This window comes from Microbacterium altimontanum, from assembly GCF_058349865.2.
On sequence record NZ_JBYRJB020000002.1, the window covers coordinates 240,027 to 260,191 of the forward strand.

Here is a 20,165-nt window from a genome sequence, read left to right on the forward strand (position 1 = left end):
GCCTTTCTGTCGTGGGTGGTGGGTGTCGGGTTTCAGTCGTTGGAAGAGGGCGTCCAGTCGGCCGGCTCCTGCCAGTCCGTCGGGGGCTTCCAGTCGCCCAGGGGCGGCATGGGGACGACCTCCCCGGCGTCGTTCGTGACCTTTGTGACGGCGTTCTGGAACTCCCGGAACCCGGAGATCTTGCCGTCGACGAGCAGGAAGTGGTGCAGGTAGTGGTTCTTGTAGTGCACCGGCTCGTATCCCGGTTCCGGAGAGCGGATGACACCGGCGCCGAAGCACTCCACCCAGAACTGGTCGGGGTACTGCGTGTCGAACACGTGGATGTCACTCCAGGTCCATCCGGTGAAGATCTCCCTGTTGATCAGGAAGTTGTACTTCAGCTCGTACTGTCCGCGCATGTCGATCGGAAAGCCCATGCCTGTCCAGGGCAGGACCTTGTAGCCGTCCTTCGTGAACAGCGAAGCCCGTTCCAGCCCGTGCGCGGTGAAGAACCGCTCCACGGTCGTACGGTTGAGGTCCTGCAGCGCGCGCTGTGCGTCGTCCATTCGTCACTCCTTCGCGAATCCCTCCCAACCGACAGCGGGCGCCGTCGGGTGCGGTGCGACCTTCACGCTACGGAAGCCGCCGCCGCAGTACGACGTCTGATCGGCCATAGACTGACGCCTCAGACCAGTCGGTTTCGACACCCAAGACCGGAGACAGCGGGCGGCCCATGGATCAGCACCGACCCTCAGCCGAGGAAGACCTCGATCTGCTGCTGGAGACGATGGTCTCCGCCGACGGCATCCGACCACGAGCAGAGGCTCTGCCGCTGCTGTGCGAGAAGACGAGCGAGATCATGGGCTGCGCGGCGACCATGGTGCGGCTGGTCGATGCGGAAGGGACTGCGCTGCACACCGTCGCCGTGTCGAACGCGGCGGGGGTCCTCACGCCCACGAATCTGCAGATCGCCCGGGACGAGGTGCTCCAGCTCGGCAAGCTCGAGACGCACATCGTCCGCCGCAGCGTGCTGGCGCCGAGCGTCGAAGCGTTCCTCACGGGTGAGATGCAGGTCGTGACGGATGCGGCGAGCGCGGAGTTCCCGCTCGCCTCGATGTGCACGATTCCGCTCGTGCGCCGCGGACGCTCACTCGGCGTGCTCGCCCTGTACTGGGCGCAGCGGCATGAACCGGATGCCGCACAGCGGCATCTCATCCGGATCGCCGCGCGCATGACGGCGCTCGTGATCGAGGTGACCGACGCCGCGGATAGCCTGGCCGAGGAGCGGGCGGCGGCAGTCCAGTCCGCCGGCGCGCATCTCGCCGCCCGCGACGAAGCCGATCAGGTGCTCTCGTTCGCCGAGGAGATCGTCGGCATCGCCGCGCAGAACCCGGAACCGGATGCGGTGCTCGATGCGCTGGCTCGGCGCGAGCTGCCCGCGCGGATCGTTCCGGCGAGGGATGGCGCGTCGGAAGACGTCGTCTCGATTGCGGGGACGCGTGTGCACGGTGCGCTCGAGAGCCGAGCGAGCTCTCCCGCCGCGCAGCGGATGACGCGGTTCGCCGCCACGCTCATGGCGATCGAGCTCGACCATCGCGATCGCGAGCGCCGGCTCACCGATGCGCGCGACCGTGCCCTTCTGCTGCTGACGGAGGATGACGCTGCTCCCTCTGCGATCTCGGCAGCCGAGTCGCTGCTCGGCATCGACGACCACCGGCTCATCGTGCTGGTCGCGGAGCTCGCGGACGCCGAGCACGCTCTCGACCTCGCCACCGAGCTCCACCACGAGGACACGCCTCCCGGCCGCACCGTGGTGGCGCGGGGATCCCTGCTGGTCGCGCTCGTGTCCGACACATCCGACCTCTCCCGCCTACGGCCCCGGCTGCTCGCCGCAACAGGGTATCTCGGTGGCGGGTACGCGGGCCCGGTCCTGGCGGGCGCGTTCCGGCGCGCGTATCAGGACGCCACGACAGCGGCGCACATCTCCCGCGCACGCGGCGGACGCCTCGTGCCGTTCGAGGAGATCGGGTCGGTGCTGAGCGTGACCGCCTCGATCCCGGAACAGGATGCTCGAGCGCTCATCGCCGAGGTTCTCGGACCCATCGAGGAGTACGACCGTCGCCACGACGCGCGGCTGCTCGACACGCTCGTCACGTACCTGGCCGTGAACGGCAGCGCGACGAGCACGGCTCGCAGAATGCACCTGCACGTGAACACGGTGAAGCAGCGCCTCGAACGCATCAACACCCTGCTGAATGCCGACGTGCGCGACTACTCGTTCGTGGCACGGCTCCTTCTCGCGCTGGAGTGGAGATCGCTGCTCAGCGGGTGAGGACGGCATCGCCGTAGCCGATGCCGCCTGGCAGCGGCATCCGCATCATGGATACAATGGCCGTTCCTCGCCACCCGTTCTGAGGATCACATCGACGTGACCGACCACGTGCTGCTTTCGCGCCTCGATCTCAACCTCCTCGTGTCGCTCGACGCCCTGCTCACTGAGCGCAGCGTGACACGAGCCGCAGAGCGCCTTCACCTGAGCCAGCCGGCATTGAGCGCCGCGCTCGCCCGGCTGCGAAACCACTTCGGCGACCCGATCCTCGCCCGGCGCGGGAACACCTACGAGCTGACGCCGTTCGCGCTCCGCCTCGCCGACCACACCACGATCGCGCTCGACGCCGCGCGCCGCGTATTCGAGAGTCAGGCGGAGTGGGAGCCCGCGGAGTCGACGCGCGAGTTCTCGGTGTACGGCTCCGACCACGCCTTCGCGACGATCGGCACCGTCGTGACGCGGCTCGCGGCGGAGCGGGCCCCGGGCGTCAGGTTCCGGTTCCTCCTGCACACGCCCACTGTCGTGGAGGATGCGGCGACCCGGCTCCGCTCGGCGGACGGGATGGTCCTCCCGCACGGCTTCCTCACCGACCTGCCGTACGCGGATCTCTGGCACGACGACTGGGTCGCGATCGTGGCGGATGCGAACAGCGCCGTGGGTGACGAGCTGACGATGGAGAACCTCACGGCATTGCCGTTCGTGATGACGTATGCCTCGCGCAGCGCCTTCACGTCAGTGGGCCGTCAGATCCAGCAGCTCGGCGTTGAGCCGCGCGTCGAGGTTGTCGTCGAAAGCTTCCTCGCACTGCCCCACTTCGTCGCCGGGACGCGACGTGTCGGTCTGATCCAAGCTGCGCTCATCCCGCTGGCTCGCGAGGTTCCAGGAGTCCGTGTCGTCCGTCTGCCATTCGCTGCCACGCCCCTGGTCAATGCGCTGTGGTGGCATCCGGTGCACTCGCGAGATCCCGAGCACGCGTGGATGCGCGACCTGTTCATCGAGGCCGGACGAACGATCACCGCAGGAGACCGGGCAGACCGTTGAAGGCTCACTCTGTCATCTGCGCCCGATGCCGGGCGGAACTGCGCCGGCTGTTCACTCCTGCGTGAGTCGGAGAAGGCGCACCTTCACGACGCCGATGGTGTCGGTGGGCAGGATGTTCAGCCGCTCGTCGCCGTTGAGTGCGAGTCCCGGATGCCACCGCCCATCGACATATTCGCCACGAACCACAGAGTCGATCTCAACGACGGTGTCCTCATCGAAGAAGTCGAGCGTGACGCCCTCGCCGATGACCAGAAACTCGTCGTCGCCTTCGGCGACAATGAGCGCGAGCGGCCGGGTATCGTGCGGGCTCCCGATGCGCGCGCCGGCCACAGTCTCGTCAACAAGCTCCGGGACCGGCGGCAGATGTGCCACCCCTGCGTCGAGCAGCATCCGCCCGAACAGGTCGCGCGTCCCCCGGGCGACGATGCGAGTCCCCCCGACCACGACCTCTGTCACATCGGACCCCTCTTCGAGGACGATCCCGGCAATCCGACCCTCTCGCTGAGCGCGAGCGAACGTCTCCTCCAGCTGCGCGAGAATCTTCAGCAGTTGCGACGTCTGGCCATCGACGCGTGCGTCCTCGATGCCAAATGCAGACCAGCCAACTGCCCCCCGCCGAATCGCGAGGACGGCGTCTCCCGCGCGGAGACGGCACTCTGGAACGAAGAGCGGCTCGTCGCCGGACGCGTAGGCCTCGATGACGGATACCGCATCGTCGATGTAGATGTCTGGACTGAGCATGTCGAGTGTGGGTGCCGCGGCCCGCCAGACGTCGAGCACGCGCGCACCCGGTCCGCCACTCGGATACTGACCAGGTCGATCCTGACCAGGCTGAGGGCCGAGCCACGCGTTCACGTAAAAGGGCACCGGCCACACCGCCGCACCACGTTCCGCAAGCGTCTCGACATACGTCGCGAATGCCCATGCCATGAACACTTCGTCGGCGTCGTCGCTTTCACCGAGCACGTCGGCCCACGAGCCACTCGTTGCACGACCAGCTGCCTGCCAGAGCCGACGCGCAAGGGATCGGTCTGCGGCGTCTCCGACGAAGGCGTGGAACTCGGCCGGCACCGCTGAGTTCCACGCCTCCTCGGCGAGATTCGACCGGTCTCTGCTGTCTGCCAGCAGCCCCACCTCGTTCTCGATCTGAACAAGTGCGACGACATCGCGATGCGGATGCTGCGCCACGAACGTCATGAGCGCTTCGAATGCGCGAGCGTCAGCATCGCGCAGCTCTCCCGAAAAGACGCTCAGGACGGGCTTGTGGGTCGCACCCTCGTAGGTGAAGGCGGGACGGATGCTTCCGGCGACACGGGCGCGAGGGAATCGCGCCGGGTCGGCTCGCACCCAACGGGGAGCGTACGTCGATCCGGCATTCTTGAACGCTCCGAACCAGAGGAGAACGAGACGGAGACCGTGGGCGTCGGCCTCGGTGAGCATTGCGTCGACGAGCGCGAAGTCACGCTCGCCCTCGTGCGGTTCGCACAGGTCCCAGTACACCGGTGCGATCACGGTGTTTCCGCCGACGGCCCGCGCATGCTCGAACGAGCCGGCGATCCCAGTCGCGCTCGACGCTGATGAGTTGTGCACTTGTCCACCGAGCAGGAGAGCCGGGCTGCCGTTGTGCAGTAATTGCGTCCCACCGATTCGCCAAGCAGGGGTAGGCATCGAATCCCGTTTCACAAGAGACCCTTCCGTTCGTGCAGGCGCAGTCGCGCAAAGAAGTCAGCGAAGATCAGGCGCGCGTCGACCCTGTCATACAGGGTCAGCGCACGTGGATGCGGATGCCGTGCATATGTCCCCTCATCGGTGATCCACGGCGCCTCAATGACGCGAGGGGTGCTCGATTCGACGGAGAGGGCAGTGATCATCACCGGAGGGCTGTCGCCCATCGGCCAGACGCCGCCGATCGCGATGAAGTCGGGCGGTGTGGTGAACCTGTCGTACAGCCAGACCCCGAATGTCCCCGCGGACAGCAGGCCGTCCTCGAGCTCTGCCACCGACATCGCACACTGCCGATAGACATGCTGAGGGATCTGAGTGATTCGCGTCCTCGTCTCGTTGAAGACGTACTGTGCGGCCGGCAGATCGAGGAACAGGTTGTACTCCCAATCACCGGCCGGGTGAGCGCCGCCGCCGATCCAGATCAACTCCATGCGATCCGCCAGAGTGGGATCTTCCCGCAGCGCCGATGCGACATGCGTGAGCGGTCCACCACAGGCGATCACCAGGGGCAGCGAGTCGTCTCGAAGAGATTCGGCCAGGATGAGGCGCGCCCCCTGCGTCGGCGCGCTCAACTGAGCGAAGGACACCTGGACGTCGTCGGAGACGACGGGCGGGTCGACCAGCCCCCGTCTGCGCATCAGTTCCCGTGCGGAGTCCCGGGCGGGGCTTCCCGGGATATAGGAGGACTGTGTCGTCGCGATCGACGAGCAGGTCACGGCGCGGACGACGGCGGCATGGGCAAGGAAGTGGTGCGCGAGTGCAAGAAGCCCGTCTGGATCGCCTGCGAAATCATTGTCGACGATGACCCGCACCTGCGGCGTCACGGGAATGCGGCGGTACGTCACCGCCGGATCCAGTTCGCGATCGTTTCGATCGTTGGCAGGGCCGTCGGGTCCGACGGCTCGTTGATGTGAGCGTGATCGGCCCCCGGCTCCAGATGGAGTGTGACGTCGACGTCCGCGTCGGAGAGCTGCGCCGCAAACGCCTCACCCGAAGGTCGCAACCCGTCCAGCTCACACACGACGATCAGGGTCGGCGGGTACCCGTCCCCCGATCCGTTGCCGGCGAACACGTGAGGGTCTGCGAGCGCCTCCGGCGAGCCAGCATAGTTGAGTGCGAGCTGCGTCGTCGGCGACGCGGGGTCGGGCAGCTGCCCCGGCCGGCCACCGTCCGGGTGGGCCACCGGGTAGACCAGGACGAGCCCGGCGGGCAGCGCCGCCCCGTCATCGCGCAGTCGTGCCGTGACGCCCGAGGCGAGCGCGCCGCCGGCGCTCGCGCCGCCGAGGAACAGCGCGCCGGCTTCGACCCCGAGAAGCTCGGGGGCGTGCGCGCGGGCATGGTCCCACGCAGCGATGACGTCGTCCGAAGGCACGGGATAGTGCACGTCGCCGAGGCATTTCGTGTAGTCGACGGCGAGGACGGGGATCCCGCGGCTGGCGAGCTCGAGCGCCACCCAGTGCGACTCGGGCATATCGAGGTATCCGCCGATGAACGCGCCGCCGTGCACCCAGACGAGCGCACGACCGGATGCCGCTGCCCCGCCATCCCGGTACGTCCGTGCCGGCTGCGGCCCGTGCGGGCCGTCGATCGTCACGTCGTGCGTCGTCACGTTCGCCAGGAGTGGGAACCTCCGCTTGAGCGAGGCCGTGTCGATGTCCTGCCGACGATCGACCGGTTCACCATGCTCGCGCAGCCAGCGCAGCGCGTCGGGCAGCGGCATCCGTCTGATGTCGACGTCGGCTTCAGTCTCGGACATGGGCCCTCTCCCCTCGGTCACGCGGGCTGGCGCAGCGACCGCATCGTCGAGCGGATCAGGTCGTGCTGGCGGCGGACGAGCTCGAGCGGGTCGACCTCGCCGAGCTCAGCGAACGCGTGCCCTTCCCATTCGCTCGACCAGTACCCGCGGTAGCCGCCCTCGACGAACACCCGCACGAGCTCGGGATAGTCGATCGCCGGTTCGTGGCCCTGCTCGTCGATGTCGTAGAACTTCGCATGCACGTGCAGGATCTGCGGCATGATGTCGGCCCACTCGCGCGGGTCGACGTGACCGTGCATGTTGAACGCGAGGTGCGCGAACGAGCCCAGCCGCCCGGGGTCGAAGTCGCGGCCGCGCAGGTACCCGATGAACTCCTCCTGCCGTTCGCGCATCGGCGCATCCGTCGCCCAGATCTCCTGCAGGCGCTGCAGCGCGGCGTCGTCGAGACCCGCCCGCCGCACCGCGCGCAGCAGGGTCGGCGACATCGCGCGCATGGTCGCCGAGAAGTCGGCGACGAATCCGAGCAGCGGCGAGTCGAGCTCGGCGTACGTCTCGCGCACCCGCAGGATCTCGGGCGCGTTCGGGCCCATCGGCGCGTGGATCTCGTACGCGAGCTTCAGGTCGAGGTCTTCGGCGACCGGCAGGAGCCGGCGCAGCAGGTCGGGCTTGGCTGACTGGATGCGCACGAGCGGGAATCCGAGCTTGTGCGCACCTTCGAACATGAGCTTCGAGAACTCGAACTCCTCGTCGGGGGTCATGTCGCGGTCGCGGCGCCGCCCCATGTCGAGGTTCGCGCCGAACGAGCTCTCGTCGAAGCCGTGGCGGTCGAACGCCGCACGCCAGGTGCGCACGAACTCGTCGGTCACGTGGGGATACGTCGGCACCACCTGCGACGCCACGATCTCGATTCCCGGGCCGATGCCGAGCTCAGCCACGCGGTCGAGCAGTCCGTCGAAGTCGTACCACCCGGCCCGGAACTCGGCGCTGGCCGAGTACAGGGTGAGGCCGAGCCGGAACGGATCGTCGTCTGCCTCCACGGGGGCCGCGACATCCGCCGTCAGCGCCGGAGGCGCCGCATCGTGATCCGTGGCGGCGAGCGTGAGCGACTGGTGCACGATGTTCGGCACGTAGAGGCCCGCGCCGCCGTCCTGACCCGGCGCGATCTGCATGTACGGCAGGCGCAGCTCGCCGTGGATTGTGACGTCGTGCTGCTCGCCGAGCGAGACGGGGGTCTCGCGCCGCGCGATGAGCAGGGGGTGCTCCTGCAGATACCAGAGCACGTCGCTCTGCGCTGGCAGGTCGGCGAGCGCATAGCGGGTTCCGGCGAGCTCGAAGACGAGGTCGTCCTGAGGCACCTCCGCGCCGTCGACCGTCAGCGCGATGCTGCTGACCGACGACAGCCACAGGCTGCGGTACCACGGGATGGTCAGAGACAGCGCCAGCCCCTCCGGGTGGACGCGGAGGCTGTCGTCGGCGATCAGTCCGTTGGGCATCGTTGCTCGCTCTCATTGCGGTGCGGATGCCGACACATTACCACCTTTATGCCGGATTTCGGCATAAGTTCGTCCGAAGCGCTCTTATGCGCAGGGCGTGGGCCGTTCACCTGGCCGAGTTGCACACCACAGCGGCGATTCTTGTGCAACCGGGACAGGTGAGTCGGCGCGAGAGGGCCGGATGCGTTTGCCGCGCGCGGCGGCTCCCGGCTCAGACGAGCCGCAGCTCCTCGTCGACGGCGGCGGCCGTGTCGCGCAGGGCCGGGAGGTACTCGTCGAGCACCCGGTGCTCCGAGGTCCGATGCGTGCTGGTCGACACGTTCACCGCCGCCAGCACGACGCCATCCCGGCCGTGGATCGGCGCGGCGATCGAGCGCAGTCCTGGCTCGAGCTCGCCGTCGACCATCGCCCACCCCTGGGCCCGCACGCGGTCGAGTTCCGCCTCGAGGGCCGCGCCCGTGAGCGTCCGGTCCGTGAGGGCGGCGTCCGCCGACTCCGCCAGAGCGGCGCTGCGCGCGGCATCCGTCATCCCCGCCAGGAGCACCCGCCCCATGCTCGTCGCGTACGCGGGGAAGCGCGTGCCGATCGTGATGCCGACGCTCATGATGCGCCGGGTGGGCACGCGGGCGATGTACACGACGTCGGCGCGATCGAGCACCGCCGCGGAGACCGACTCGTCGAGCCGGCGCGACAGCGCCTCGAGGTGCGGCTGGACGATCTCGGGCAGCGACAGCGCCGAAAGGTAGCTGAACCCGAGCTCGAGCACGCGCGGGGTGAGCGCGAAGCGGCGCCCGTCGCTGCGGACGTAGCCGAGCCTCTCGAGGGTGCGCAGGAACCGCCCGGCCGCCGCCCGCGGGATGTCCGCCCGCCGGGCGACCTCGCTGAGGGACAGCTCCGCATGTTCGGCGTCGAACGCCCGGATCACCGCCAGGCCCCGCGCGAGCGACTGCACGAAGTCGGCCGAGTCGCGCTCCGTCATGGCGCCGCTCAGCGCTCGAGCACGACGGCGAGGCCCTGACCGACGCCGATGCAGATCGCCGCCACCGCGACGCCGGAGCCGCGACGGACGAGCTCGTGGGCGGCGTGGCCGAAGATGCGTCCGCCCGACGCGCCGAGCGGGTGGCCGATCGCCAGCGCCCCGCCGTGGATGTTCACCTTCTCGGGGTCGAGCTCGGGCCACCCCTTGATGTCGGCGAGCGATTGCGACGCGAACGCCTCGTTCAGCTCGACGACGTCGACGTCGGCCCAGGTGCGCCCGGCGCGGGCGAGCGCCTTGTTGGCGGCCTCGATCGGTGCGAGCGGGAACACGTCGGGGTCGACGCCGTGCACGCCGCGCCCGGTGATCCGCGCCAGCGGCTCGACGTCCATCGCCCCTTCGGCGCCGAGCAGCACCGCTGAGGCGCCGTCGTTGATCGACGACGAGTTGCCCGCCGTCACGGTGCCCGCGTCGTCGGACGCGAACAGCGCCCGCAGCCCGGCGAGCTTCTCCGGCGACGTGTCGGGGCGGATCCCCTCGTCCCGGGCGAGCTCGGCCCCGGGAACCTGCACGATCTCGCGGTCGTACACGCCATCGGCCCACGCCTGCGCGGCCCGCTGGTGCGAGCGCAGGGCGAACGCATCCTGCTCCTCGCGGGTGATGCCCCACTCCCGGGCGACCTTCTCGGCCGACTCGCCGTTCGAGATCGTCCAGTGCTTCGGCAGCTTCGGGTTCACCATGCGCCACCCGATCGACGTGTTCCACAGCGTCTGGTTGCCGGTCGCCGGCCAGGGCCGCGGCGACTTCTCCACGATGAACGGTGCACGGCTCATCGACTCGACGCCGCCGGCGAGCACGACGTCGACGTCGCCGGTCTCGATCGCACGGGATGCCTGGACGACCGCCTCGAGCGACGAGGCGCAGAGCCGGTTGACGGTCACGCCGGTGACGGATGTCGGAAAGCCCGCGAGCAGCGCTCCCATGCGGGCGACGTTGCGGTTGTCCTCCCCGGCCTGGTTGGCGTCGCCGAAGATGACGTCGTCGATGCGGGCGGCGTCGAGCCCGGTGCGCTCGACGATCGCGCGCATCACCACGGCTGCGAGGTCGTCGGGGCGGACCCCCGAGAGCGCCCCGCCGGCACGCCCGAACGGGGTGCGGACGGCGTCGTAGACGTAGCTGGCGGTCATCTCAGTTCTCCCTTCCGGATGCCTCGGCCGAAGCATCCGCGAGTTCCAGTCCGGTGAGCTCCTCGAGGCCGGCGACGGTGTTGTCGCCGAACGCCTCGCGTACCCGGAAGCCGCCGGGGGTCACGTCGAACACGGCGTGGTCGGTGTAGACGCGGGTCACGCATCCGACGCCCGTCAGCGGGTACGAGCACTCGGCGACGAGCTTCGACTCGCCCGTCTTGGTGAGTAGATCGGTCATGACGTAGACCGACTTCGCACCGATCGCGAGATCCATCGCGCCGCCGACCGCGGGGATCGCCCCCGGGGCACCGGTCGACCAGTTGGCCAGGTCGCCGGTCTGCGACACCTGGAACGCGCCCAGCACGCACACGTCGAGGTGGCCGCCGCGCATCATGCCGAACGAGTCGGCGTGGTGGAAGTACGCGGCGCCGGGCAGGGCGGTCACCGCCTGCTTGCCGGCGTTGATGAGATCGGGATCGACCCGGTCGGCGGCGGGCGCCGGCCCCATGCCGAGCAGCCCGTTCTCGGTGTGCAGGATGATCTCCTGCCCCTCGGGCAGATAGTTCGCGACGAGGGTCGGGGCCCCGATCCCCAGGTTCACGTACGAGCCTTCGGGGATGTCGGCGGCGATACGCCGGGCGAGGTCCTGGCGGCTGATCGTGGTCACTGGTCGACCTCCTGCGTCGGCGCTGCTCCGGACTCGAGTGGATTGCCCTCCAGGTCGACGCCGCCCGTGAACTCGCCACCGCGCAGCCAGCGACGCTCGCCGGTGGCGACCACGCGGTCGACGAAGATGCCGGGGGTGACGACCGCCTCGGGGTCGAGCGCGCCGAGGGGCACGATCTCGTCGACCTGCACGACCGTGGTGGTGGCGGCTGTCGCCATGATCGGCCCGAAGTTGCGGGCGGTCTCGCGGTAGACGAGATTGCCCCACCGGTCGCCGGCACGGGCACTGATGAGGGCCACGTCGGCGGCGATCGGGTACTCGAGCACGTACTGGCGACCGCCGATCTCGCGCTGCTCCCTGCCCTCCGCGAGCTGCGTTCCCACGCCGGTGGGCGAGAAGAAGGCGCCGATGCCGGCACCGGCCGCGCGGATCCGCTCGGCGAGGTTGCCCTGCGGCACGAGCTCAAGCTCGACCTCACCCGCACGGTAGAGACGGTCGAACACCCAGGAGTCGTGCTGACGAGGGAACGAGCAGATCACCTTGCGCACGCGCCCCTCAGCGAGGAGGGCGGCGATCCCGACGTCGCCGTTGCCGGCGTTGTTGCTGACGATCGTGAGGTCGCCGGCGCCCTGATCGATCAGCGCGTCGATGAGCTCGACGGGCTGGCCGGCGCGGCCGAACCCGCCGATCATCACGGTCGCGCCGTCGGGGATACCGGCCACCGCGGCGGCGACATCCGGCACTGTCTTGTCGATCACGTGCACTCCCATGTGTTCGCCCTGCGGACGCTTGTTCGTTCAGTGAACAGTCTACCCCCCGCCCCTGTCCTCCCACCACCCCTCCCCAGCTCCGCCATACCGAGGTGAGGTGACAGAAGTGGCGGGAATGATCACCCGGATTCCCGCCACTTCTGCCACTTCACCAAGCGTGAAGGGGGTCTTGAGGCGCTACTCGTCGATACGGGCGAGGCGACGCATGAGGGCCGTGAGCTGAGCGAGTTCGTCGTCGTCGAGCACGGCGAAGTGCTCGCGCTGGTGCGCCTCGACCACGTGCCGCGCGCGCTCGTACGCCGTGCGGCCGGCATCCGTCACCACGACCACGTTCACGCGCCGATCCTGCGGATCGGGCTCCCGCGTCACCCAGCCGCGGCGCTGCAGGTCGTCGATGAGCGCGACGATCTGACTGGGATCCAGGCGCAGGAACTCACTGAGCTCGCGCTGCGTCGGCCGCGCGTCGGCAGCGGCCAGAGCGAGCACCGAATAGGACCGGACCTTGAGGCCCTCTGGCAGGAGCGCGGCGTTCGCGCTCGCGAGCGAAACGGCGTTGGCGCGTGCCAGCAGGAACGCCAGGTCGCCACCGACCGCGGTCGGCCAGAATCGCGGCTCGACGTTCTCTCGGACCATGCCGGTTCGCTCAGCCATCGCACCTCCCGGCTCGATTCTCACATAATGATTGACAATGTCAATGGTTTAGGTTTACATCTGAATCAGGCACGACGCAAAGGAGCACACGCATGTCACTCGAAGGCAAGGTCGCCATCGTCACCGGATCCGGTCGCGGACTGGGTCTCGCGTACGCGCAGGAGCTGGCACGTCAGGGAGCCGCCGTCGTCGTGAATGACGTGGATGCCGCGGCCGCCGCGGACGCGGTCGCCTCGATCGAGGCGCAGGGTGGCCGGGCAACGGCCGTGGTGGCACCGGTCGGTCCCACCGAGACCGCCCAGCAGCTCGTGCAGACGGCCGTCGACGCCTACGGCCGGCTCGACATCCTCGTGACGAACGCCGGCGTGCTGCGCGACAAGACGCTGTGGAAGATGACCGACGACGACTTCGACACCGTGATCGGCATCCACCTGCGCGGCACGTTCACCTGTGTGCGTGCCGCGGCGACGTACATGCGCGAGAACGAGATCGGCGGCCGGATCATCTGCATCGGCTCCCCGACGGGGCAGCGCGGCAACTTCGGCCAGACCAACTACGCCGCCGCCAAGGCCGGCATCGTGGGCATGGTGCGCACGTGGGCTCTCGAGCTCAAGAAGGCCGGGATCACCGCGAACGCCGTGATCCCCGTCGCCGCCACGGCGATGACGGCAACGATCCCCTACTTCGCGGCCGCCATGGAGGCCGACGAGGCCGGCGAGCCCATGCCGGCGTTCTTCCGCCATGACCTCGGCTTCGGCACGGCCGACGACGTCGCCGGGCTCATCTCCTATCTCGCGTCGGACGCGGCATCCGGCGTCACCGGCCAGGCGATCGGCATCGGCGGCGACCGCCTCCAGATCTGGTCGCATCCCGAGCCGGTCGTCACCGCGTACCACGACGGCGGCTGGAGCTACGACGCGCTGAACGCGGAGTTCGCCGACGTGTTCCAGTCGCAGAGCGTGGGTGAGACCTTCCCGCCGCTGCCGGAGGATCTGCAGCGGTGACCCGCTACGAATCGGCGATCGACGTCGCCGCGCTCGACGCGATCGATGTGCATGTGCACATCGAAGCCGACGCGCACGGTCGGAGCTCGCTGCCCGACGATCTGTCCGCCGCCGCCGACCGCTACTTCAGCGCGGGCGGCCCCGGCCGCGACCTCGACGCCGTGGCCGCCTACTACCGTGAGCGCCGGACGGCCGCGGTGGTGTTCACCGTCGACGCCGAGACGCAGCTGCACCATCCGCCGATCTCGAGCGCCGAGATCGCCGACGGCGCCGCGCGGCACAACGACATCCTCATCCCGTTCGGATCGGTCGACCCGCACCGCGACGACGCGCTCGACCGCATCCGCCGGCTCCTCGACGAGAGCGGGGTGCGCGGTTTCAAGTTCCACCCGACGGTGCAGGGGTTCGACCCGAGCGAGGAACGGTGGTTCCCGCTGTACGACGCGATCCAGGATGCCGACGTACCCGCGCTGTTCCACACCGGGCAGACGGGAATCGGGGCCGGGATGCCGGGCGGCTACGGATTCCGGCTTGCGTATTCGAACCCGATGCTCCTCGACGCCGTCGCCGCCTCGTTCCCGCGGCTCCAGATCATCATGGCGCATCCCTCCGTGCCCTGGCAGGACGAGGCCCTGTCGGTCGCGACACACAAGCACAACACCTGGATCGACCTGTCGGGCTGGAGCCCGAAGTACTTCCCGGCCGAGCTCGTCCGCTACGCCAACTCCCTCATCAAGGACCGGGTGCTGTTCGGCTCCGACTTCCCGCTGATCACTCCCGACCGATGGCGGCGGGATGCCGAGCAGGCGGCGTTCAAGCCCGAGGTGATGCCCGGGATCATGAAGGACAACGCCGTGCGGCTCCTGGGACTGGGCGGCTGACATGGCGCACATCGCGATCGGCGCGGATCCCGCGATCGGCATCGACCCCTACGGGTACGCGCAGACGCACCTGAGCGATGCTGCGCGTGCCGCGCTCGCCCGGCTGCGCGAGACGCTGGATCGCGACGTGCGTCCGCTCATGAACGAGGCGTGGGAGACCGCGACCATGCCGGAGGGCGTTCTCGGTGCCCTCGTCCCGCTGGAGCTCATGGAGCCGGCGGGTGTGGATGCGGCTGAGGCCGCGTCGAGCATGTTCGCGGGGTTCCGCACCTATCTGCTCGCGCGCGCCGACGTGTCGGTCGCCACGATGTACAACGCCCAGGCCGGGCTGTTCCGCGCCGCCGTGGCGCTCGGCGGGTCGTCGGCGCAGGCCGCCGAGCTCGAGCCGCAGGTGCGCTCGTTCGCCCTCAAGGGCGTGTTCGCCCTCACCGAGCCCGAGCACGGGTCCGACATCGCCGGCGGGCTCGCGACGGCCGCGCGGCGCGACGGCGACGACTGGGTCATCGACGGCGCCAAGCGCTGGATCGGCGGAGCGGTCACCGCCGATGTCATCGCCGTGTTCGCCCGGGACGCCGCGGACGGCGAGGTCAAGCTCTTCCTCGTCCCCCGCGATGCCGACGGAGTGCGGGTCGACACGATCCGCGGAAAGGTGTCGCTGCGCCCGATGCAGAACGCCGTCATCACGTTCGATGGCGTACGCGTGCCGGAGTCGGCGCGGCTGCACAACGTGAACGGATGGCGGGACGTCGCCGGGATCCTCCGGACGATGCGCTCGGACGTCGCGTGGATCGCCGCCGGCCTGCAGGCCGGGGCGCTGGAGGCCGCCGTGCGGTACGTGCGCGGGCGCGAGCAGTTCGGGCGGCCGATCGGGGCGTTCCAGCTCGTGCAGGAGAAGCTCGCCCGGATGCTCGGCAACGCCACGGCTTCCCTCGGGATGGCGGTGCAGCTGTCGGCCTGCCAGGACGCCGGGCACTTCTCCGACGAGAACTCGGCGCTCGCGAAGATGCAGAGCGCTCGGCTCGCGCGCGAGACCGTGGCGCTCGGCCGCGAGGTGTGCGGCGGCAACGGCATCCTGCTCGAGCACGACGTCGCACGCTTCTTCGCCGACGCGGAAGCCGTCTATTCGTACGAGGGCACCCACGAGGTGAACTCGCTCATCGTGGGCCGGGCGCTGACCGGCTCATCCGCCTTCGTCTGACATCGAGGAGAGAGACATGACCACCACCGTCGCCTACACCGATCTGCCCGGCCTCGTCGGCCGTGATCTCGGCTACTCGCAGTGGCGCGAGATCACGCAGGACCAGGTGAACACGTTCGCCGACGCGACCGACGATCACCAGTGGATCCACACCGAGCCGGAGCGCGCGAAGGACGGACCGTTCGGCGGGGCGATCGCCCACGGGTTCCTGACACTGTCGCTGACCATTCCGATGTGGACCGAGCTGCTCGATGTCGAGGGCGTCACGACAAAGGTCAACTACGGACTCGACCGGGTGCGGTTCGTCTCGCCGGTGAAGGTCGGCGCGCGCGTGCGGATGAACGCGGTCATCGCCGAGGTCACCGAAGTTCCCGGCGGCTACCAGATCACCGTCGATCAGACCGTAGAGATCGAGGGCGGCTCGAAGCCGGCCGTCGTCGCGCGGGGGCTGAGCCGCTTCTACGCCTAGGCACAGGTGGGTCGACGCTCGAGGAGGAGCGAGATGAACAGGACCGGGTTGGGTGGCTGGCTGGCGCGTCGACGCCTGCGGGCGCCGGACAAGACGGTGCTCATCCACGGCGAGGGTGCGACGGTCACGTACCGCGAGCTCGCGGACGAGGCCGACCGCGTCGCGGCGCTGCTCGCCGAGCGAGGGTTGCGCAAGGGTGACCGGGTCGCCTACCTCGGCGAGAACAGTCCCGGATTCATCGCCGTGCTCTTCGGGGTCCTCCAGCTCGGGGCCGTGTTCGTTCCCGTGAACACGCGGCTGGCGGTGCCCGAGATGGTCCACGTGATCGGCGACTCCGGAGCGCGGCTGCTGATCCACGATCCGGAGTTCGCCGAGCGCGTCGGCCTTCTCCGCGATGCCCTCGACCTCGAGGACGTCGTCGTCACCGGTGCCGGGTCACCCGAGCATCCCGGACTCGAGCGCCTGCTCGCGGCCACCATGCCGTCACTCCCGCCGACGGCAGTGGGCCCGGACGATCCCGCGGCGGTGATCTACACCTCGGGCACGACGGGGCGTGCGAAAGGCGCGGTCCTGACGCATCAGAATCTCACCTTCGTGTCGCTGAACTGCATCGTCGACTACGACGTCGTCTCGACCGACATCGCCCTGATGATCTCGCCGCTGTTCCATGTCGCCTCGCTCGGCATGGGGGCGCTCCCGGTCATCCTCAAGGGCGGCACGCTCGTGCTGGAGAAGGGCTTCGAGCCGGGTCGCGCGCTGCAGCTCATCGAACGCCACGGGGTGACGATGCTGAGCGGCGTGCCCACGACGTATCAGCTGCTCGCCGACCATCCGGACTGGGCGAGAACAGACCTCTCGACGCTGGAGAAGCTCACGTGCGGCGGCTCGGCGGTGCCGACACGCATCCTCAACGCCTACGAGGAACGCGGGCTGTCGTTCTCGCAAGGCTACGGGATGACGGAGACCTCGCCCGGCGGAACGACCCTCTCCCCCTGGATGACGCGTGCGAAGCAGGGCAGCGTCGGGCTTCCGCAGTTCTTCACGGATGTGCGCGTCGCCGACGAGAACGGCGTCGAGGTGCCGGTCGGCACCACGGGCGAGGTGCAGATCACCGGTCCCAACGTGTTCCCCGGCTACCTCAACCTGCCCGAGGCGACCACTGCCGCATTCACCGCGGACGGCTGGTTCCGGTCAGGGGACCTGGGGCACGTCGACGAAGACGGGTACCTCTACATCTCCGACCGGCTGAAGGACATGATCATCTCCGGTGGCGAGAACATCTACCCGGCCGAGATCGAGAACCTGCTCTACGACATCGAGGGCATCACCGGCGCCGCCGTGATCGGCGTCGCCGACGACCGATGGGGCGAGGTGCCCTGGGCGGTGCTGACCGTCCGCGACGGCGCGACCGTCGACCTGCCCACCGTGCTCACGCACCTGGACGGCCGGCTCGCGCGCTACAAGCTGCCGAAGAACGTCGTGATCGTCGACGAGTTCCCGCGCACGGCGAGCGGAAAGGTGCGCAAGGCGGATCTGCGGGCACGATTCGGGGGATGACGCTCAGCGGGCGGTCGAGTTGCTCCTCATCGCGCGGAGCCGACGAGCGCCGCCCGGCACTCCAGGAGCGCATTCCGGAAGGCGTCCACCTCGACCCCGTCCAGAGCGCCGGTCATCTCCCGCTCGATCTCGTCGACCGGGCCGCGCAGCTCGTCGAGCAGCGCCTGCCCGGCCGGCGTCAGCGAGATGAGCAGATGCCGGCGCGACGAGCTGTCGCGCCGGCGTTCCACGAGACCCCGGACCTCGAGCGTGTCGACGAGCTGCGCCATGCTCTGCGCCCGTACGAACGAACCGCGTGCCAGCTGCGCGGAGATCGTGCCAGGATGCCGCTCCAGCACCGTCATCGCCGTGTACTGCGTGATCGTGATGCCATGCTGCGTGACGAGGGCGTCGAGCCGTGAGCGGATGGCGAGCTCCACCTGCTTGATGAGGTAGAGGAGGGTCACCGGCGCGGCCTCGCCCTGGCTCACCACACCAGGGCCGCGCATCGTCTCAGCGGACACCGTCATCCGTCGCCGCTGCTGCAGCAGCATCCTTCGCGGCGAGATCGCCTGCGGCATCAGAGGTCGCGGCGTCGGCCGCGGCATCCGTCGACCCGTCCGCCGGCCCGACGCCCCGCCCGGCATCCGGGTGGCGGCGGCCCGTCACCCATCGGAATCCGTCGACCACGCTCGGAACGATACCCCGCGGCAGCAGGAGGAGGAAAACGACGAGCACGATCCCGTAGCCGGCGTACTGCAGGATCGGCCCCGCCGTCGGCGGGAGCCCGGGAAGGGCGGCCAGCGCGCTCAGCAGCTGCAGCCAAAGGCTCAGGGCGACGGCACCGACCACGCCGCCCCACAGGGAGCCGAGCCCGCCGACCATCGCCATGATGACGTAGCCGAACGATGCCAGCGGCGGGTACGTGTCTTGGCTGACGAACGGCGTGAAGAATGCGCCGATGCCGCCGGCGAGCCCCGCGAAGCCCCCGGCGATCGCGAAGACGATGAGCTTGCTGCGCAGCACCGGCACGCCGCTCGAGGCGGCTGCCGTCTCACTGCCGGCGAGCGCCCGGATGCCGCGACCGAACCGGGAGTTCACCAGGTTGTGCGCGACCACCATCGCGGCGGCCAGTGCGGCGAGCGCGAGGTACGCGTAGGCGAGCTGTCCGCTGAACACGAACGGCCCGACCGCGAGCGGAGGGATGCCGAAGATCCCGACCCCTCCGCCGAGGAACGGCACCGTCGCCATCACCGTCTGGATGATCAGCAGTACCGCGAGCGTGCCGAACGCGAGGTAGTGGCCCCGCAGCCGCAGCAGCGGCCAGCCGAGCAGCGCCGCGACGGCGGCACCGAGGATCGGGGCGAGGATCAGCGTCACGAGCGGCGGCACGCCGAGGTTCACGGTGAGGGTCGCGACGGTCAGCCCGCCGACCGCCGCGAACGCACTCTGGCCGAGCGACACCTGGCCGGCGTACCCCATGAACAGCGAGAGCCCCACCACGACGACCGCCGCAAGCGTCGTCTGCACGTAGAACGTCAGATCCGACAGCACCAGCGGGATCAGCGCAAACACGACGAACACCGCGACGGCGACACCCCAGCGGATGGGTCGCAGCGCCGGTCTCACCCGGACGGCCGTCGTGCTCATTTCGCCTCCTCCGTCGTCATGCTCCGCGCTCGGACGATCATGATGACGAGCATCATCAGCAGCGCCACCGGTGTCTGATACGAGCCGTTGGCGTAGGCGGCGACGAGCTGTCCCACCACACCGAGGATCACCGCGCCGAGGAACGTCATCCAGGGGCTGCGCAGCCCGCCGAAGATGGCGGCGGCGAACCCACTGAGCACGAACGGCAGATCGGATGCCACCGACACTGCCGTCGTCGGGGCGATGAGCACTCCTGCCAGCCCGCCCAGGGCGCCGGCGATCGCGAACGCCACGAGCCCCATCGCGCGGGTGTTGATGCCGACCAGGCGTGCGGCGCGCGGGTTGGACGCCGACGCGGTGAGCGCCTTGCCGATGTCGGTGCGGGCGAAGAACAGGCTCAGCAGCGCGAAGGTGACGAGGGCCACCACGAACACGAGGATGCGCTGCATCTGCAGGTCGACGCCGAGGATGGTGACGCTGCCGGAGACTCCCGGCGGCGACACCGGCGTCTGGCCCCACACCGCCACGACCACGGCCTCGGCGATCATCCCGAGCCCGAGCGTGATCAGCAGCGACACCATGGGCGGGGTGCCGCGCTTGCCGATCGCCGCGATGCCGATGACGACGCCGATCACCGCGCAGCACACGATGGCGACGAGCTCCGCGATGCCGTGGGGCAGGATGCCGCCGAGCAGCGAGTACGAGATCATCGCACCGAACACCGCGAGCATGCCCTGCGCGAAGTTCAGCACATGCGTCACCCGGTAGACCACGACGATCCCGCTGCCGATGAGGGCGAAGGATCCGGCCAGGGCGAGCCCGGAGAGGACGTAGGTGATGAAGCCCTGCATCG

Annotated in this window: 20 protein-coding genes; 7 read left to right on the forward strand and 13 right to left on the reverse strand. The window is 69.3% G+C overall.

From position 1 onward, the window contains the following. Positions 1-32: 32 nt before the first annotated feature. A complete protein-coding gene (locus AC3RX1_RS03365; RefSeq protein WP_491499828.1) occupies positions 33-545 on the reverse strand; it encodes a PhzA/PhzB family protein in 513 nt (170 codons plus the stop codon). Positions 546-712: 167 nt separating this feature from the next. Between AC3RX1_RS03365 and AC3RX1_RS03370 the strand changes: the two genes are divergently transcribed. Beyond that, positions 713-2,311, forward strand: a complete 1,599-nt coding sequence (locus AC3RX1_RS03370; protein ID WP_491499829.1) for a helix-turn-helix domain-containing protein — start codon at positions 713-715, stop codon at positions 2,309-2,311. A 96-nt stretch (positions 2,312-2,407) separates the two neighbouring features. Further along, positions 2,408-3,349, forward strand: a complete 942-nt coding sequence (locus tag AC3RX1_RS03375) for a LysR family transcriptional regulator (protein ID WP_491499830.1) — start codon at positions 2,408-2,410, stop codon at positions 3,347-3,349. 51 nt (positions 3,350-3,400) lie between these two features. Here AC3RX1_RS03375 and AC3RX1_RS03380 read toward each other — a convergent pair whose 3' ends face one another. From AC3RX1_RS03380 to AC3RX1_RS03420, 9 genes are all read right to left on the reverse strand, one after another. Further along, positions 3,401-4,546: a DUF5597 domain-containing protein gene (locus AC3RX1_RS03380; protein ID WP_491499831.1), complete on the reverse strand. Its 1,146-nt coding sequence runs from the start codon at positions 4,544-4,546 to the stop codon at positions 3,401-3,403. Between the two features lie 482 nt (positions 4,547-5,028). Continuing rightward, on the reverse strand, positions 5,029-5,919 hold the full coding sequence (locus tag AC3RX1_RS03385) for a nucleoside hydrolase (RefSeq protein ID WP_491499832.1): 891 nt from the start codon (positions 5,917-5,919) through the stop codon (positions 5,029-5,031). Then, positions 5,916-6,830, reverse strand: coding sequence for an alpha/beta hydrolase (locus AC3RX1_RS03390; protein ID WP_491499833.1), 915 nt, complete (start codon positions 6,828-6,830; stop codon positions 5,916-5,918). The genes AC3RX1_RS03385 and AC3RX1_RS03390 overlap by 4 nt, the downstream gene beginning before the upstream one ends. A 17-nt stretch (positions 6,831-6,847) precedes the next feature. Beyond that, on the reverse strand, positions 6,848-8,323 hold the full coding sequence (locus AC3RX1_RS03395) for a C-glycoside deglycosidase beta subunit domain-containing protein (protein ID WP_491499834.1): 1,476 nt from the start codon (positions 8,321-8,323) through the stop codon (positions 6,848-6,850). A 211-nt stretch (positions 8,324-8,534) separates the two neighbouring features. Next, positions 8,535-9,302 (reverse strand): IclR family transcriptional regulator domain-containing protein, encoded by a 768-nt coding sequence (locus AC3RX1_RS03400; protein ID WP_491499835.1) that lies wholly within the window; start codon positions 9,300-9,302, stop codon positions 8,535-8,537. 8 nt (positions 9,303-9,310) lie between these two features. Then, a complete protein-coding gene (locus AC3RX1_RS03405; RefSeq protein WP_491499836.1) occupies positions 9,311-10,486 on the reverse strand; it encodes a thiolase family protein in 1,176 nt (391 codons plus the stop codon). 1 nt (position 10,487) lies between these two features. After that, positions 10,488-11,153 carry a 3-oxoacid CoA-transferase subunit B gene (locus AC3RX1_RS03410; RefSeq protein WP_491499837.1) on the reverse strand — a complete coding sequence of 222 codons (666 nt, stop codon included), beginning with the start codon at positions 11,151-11,153 and terminating at the stop codon, positions 10,488-10,490. Beyond that, positions 11,150-11,911, reverse strand: a complete 762-nt coding sequence (locus AC3RX1_RS03415) for a 3-oxoacid CoA-transferase subunit A (RefSeq protein ID WP_491499838.1) — start codon at positions 11,909-11,911, stop codon at positions 11,150-11,152. Before AC3RX1_RS03415 ends, AC3RX1_RS03410 begins: the two co-directional genes overlap by 4 nt. Before the next feature lie 189 nt (positions 11,912-12,100). After that, positions 12,101-12,574 (reverse strand): MarR family winged helix-turn-helix transcriptional regulator, encoded by a 474-nt coding sequence (locus tag AC3RX1_RS03420; RefSeq protein WP_491499839.1) that lies wholly within the window; start codon positions 12,572-12,574, stop codon positions 12,101-12,103. 92 nt (positions 12,575-12,666) lie between these two features. Between AC3RX1_RS03420 and AC3RX1_RS03425 the strand changes: the two genes are divergently transcribed. The 5 genes from AC3RX1_RS03425 to AC3RX1_RS03445 are packed head-to-tail and all read left to right on the forward strand — an operon-like array spanning position 12,667 to position 17,683. Next, positions 12,667-13,578, forward strand: a complete 912-nt coding sequence (locus AC3RX1_RS03425) for an SDR family oxidoreductase (RefSeq protein ID WP_491499840.1) — start codon at positions 12,667-12,669, stop codon at positions 13,576-13,578. Then, on the forward strand, positions 13,575-14,459 hold the full coding sequence (locus AC3RX1_RS03430) for an amidohydrolase family protein (RefSeq protein ID WP_491499841.1): 885 nt from the start codon (positions 13,575-13,577) through the stop codon (positions 14,457-14,459). Before AC3RX1_RS03425 ends, AC3RX1_RS03430 begins: the two co-directional genes overlap by 4 nt. A 1-nt stretch (position 14,460) precedes the next feature. Beyond that, a complete protein-coding gene (locus AC3RX1_RS03435; RefSeq protein WP_491499842.1) occupies positions 14,461-15,657 on the forward strand; it encodes an acyl-CoA dehydrogenase family protein in 1,197 nt (398 codons plus the stop codon). 16 nt (positions 15,658-15,673) lie between these two features. Continuing rightward, positions 15,674-16,126, forward strand: coding sequence for a MaoC family dehydratase (locus AC3RX1_RS03440; protein WP_491499843.1), 453 nt, complete (start codon positions 15,674-15,676; stop codon positions 16,124-16,126). 33 nt (positions 16,127-16,159) lie between these two features. Further along, on the forward strand, positions 16,160-17,683 hold the full coding sequence (locus AC3RX1_RS03445; RefSeq protein ID WP_491499844.1) for an acyl-CoA synthetase: 1,524 nt from the start codon (positions 16,160-16,162) through the stop codon (positions 17,681-17,683). Between the two features lie 26 nt (positions 17,684-17,709). On the opposite strand, the gene AC3RX1_RS03450 is transcribed toward AC3RX1_RS03445, so the two are convergent. Genes AC3RX1_RS03450 through AC3RX1_RS03460 form a run of 3 tightly spaced genes read right to left on the reverse strand, consistent with a single transcriptional unit; the run spans position 17,710 to position 20,163 of the window. Next, positions 17,710-18,192 carry a MarR family winged helix-turn-helix transcriptional regulator gene (locus AC3RX1_RS03450; RefSeq protein WP_491499845.1) on the reverse strand — a complete coding sequence of 161 codons (483 nt, stop codon included), beginning with the start codon at positions 18,190-18,192 and terminating at the stop codon, positions 17,710-17,712. After that, positions 18,176-19,312, reverse strand: coding sequence for a branched-chain amino acid ABC transporter permease (locus tag AC3RX1_RS03455; RefSeq protein WP_491499846.1), 1,137 nt, complete (start codon positions 19,310-19,312; stop codon positions 18,176-18,178). The genes AC3RX1_RS03450 and AC3RX1_RS03455 overlap by 17 nt, the downstream gene beginning before the upstream one ends. Next, on the reverse strand, positions 19,309-20,163 hold the full coding sequence (locus tag AC3RX1_RS03460) for a branched-chain amino acid ABC transporter permease (protein WP_491499847.1): 855 nt from the start codon (positions 20,161-20,163) through the stop codon (positions 19,309-19,311). The genes AC3RX1_RS03455 and AC3RX1_RS03460 overlap by 4 nt, the downstream gene beginning before the upstream one ends. Positions 20,164-20,165 lie beyond the last annotated feature (2 nt).

Excerpts from the sequence above, each read along its gene's own strand:
- AC3RX1_RS03460 (WP_491499847.1), bottom strand. The coding sequence starts at position 20,163 with ATGCAGGGCTTCATCACCTACGTCCTCTCCGGGCTCGCCCTGGCCGGA.
- AC3RX1_RS03400 (WP_491499835.1), bottom strand. The coding sequence starts at position 9,302 with ATGACGGAGCGCGACTCGGCCGACTTCGTGCAGTCGCTCGCGCGGGGC.
- AC3RX1_RS03425 (WP_491499840.1), top strand. The coding sequence starts at position 12,667 with ATGTCACTCGAAGGCAAGGTCGCCATCGTCACCGGATCCGGTCGCGGA.
- AC3RX1_RS03390 (WP_491499833.1), bottom strand. The coding sequence starts at position 6,830 with ATGTCCGAGACTGAAGCCGACGTCGACATCAGACGGATGCCGCTGCCC.
- AC3RX1_RS03440 (WP_491499843.1), top strand. The coding sequence starts at position 15,674 with ATGACCACCACCGTCGCCTACACCGATCTGCCCGGCCTCGTCGGCCGT.
- AC3RX1_RS03435 (WP_491499842.1), top strand. The coding sequence starts at position 14,461 with ATGGCGCACATCGCGATCGGCGCGGATCCCGCGATCGGCATCGACCCC.
- AC3RX1_RS03395 (WP_491499834.1), bottom strand. The coding sequence starts at position 8,323 with ATGCCCAACGGACTGATCGCCGACGACAGCCTCCGCGTCCACCCGGAG.
- AC3RX1_RS03455 (WP_491499846.1), bottom strand. The coding sequence starts at position 19,312 with ATGAGCACGACGGCCGTCCGGGTGAGACCGGCGCTGCGACCCATCCGC.
- AC3RX1_RS03365 (WP_491499828.1), bottom strand. The coding sequence starts at position 545 with ATGGACGACGCACAGCGCGCGCTGCAGGACCTCAACCGTACGACCGTG.
- AC3RX1_RS03370 (WP_491499829.1), top strand. The coding sequence starts at position 713 with ATGGATCAGCACCGACCCTCAGCCGAGGAAGACCTCGATCTGCTGCTG.
- AC3RX1_RS03450 (WP_491499845.1), bottom strand. The coding sequence starts at position 18,192 with ATGACGGTGTCCGCTGAGACGATGCGCGGCCCTGGTGTGGTGAGCCAG.
- AC3RX1_RS03420 (WP_491499839.1), bottom strand. The coding sequence starts at position 12,574 with ATGGCTGAGCGAACCGGCATGGTCCGAGAGAACGTCGAGCCGCGATTC.
- AC3RX1_RS03405 (WP_491499836.1), bottom strand. The coding sequence starts at position 10,486 with ATGACCGCCAGCTACGTCTACGACGCCGTCCGCACCCCGTTCGGGCGT.
- AC3RX1_RS03380 (WP_491499831.1), bottom strand. The coding sequence starts at position 4,546 with ATGACGTTCGTGGCGCAGCATCCGCATCGCGATGTCGTCGCACTTGTT.
- AC3RX1_RS03445 (WP_491499844.1), top strand. The coding sequence starts at position 16,160 with ATGAACAGGACCGGGTTGGGTGGCTGGCTGGCGCGTCGACGCCTGCGG.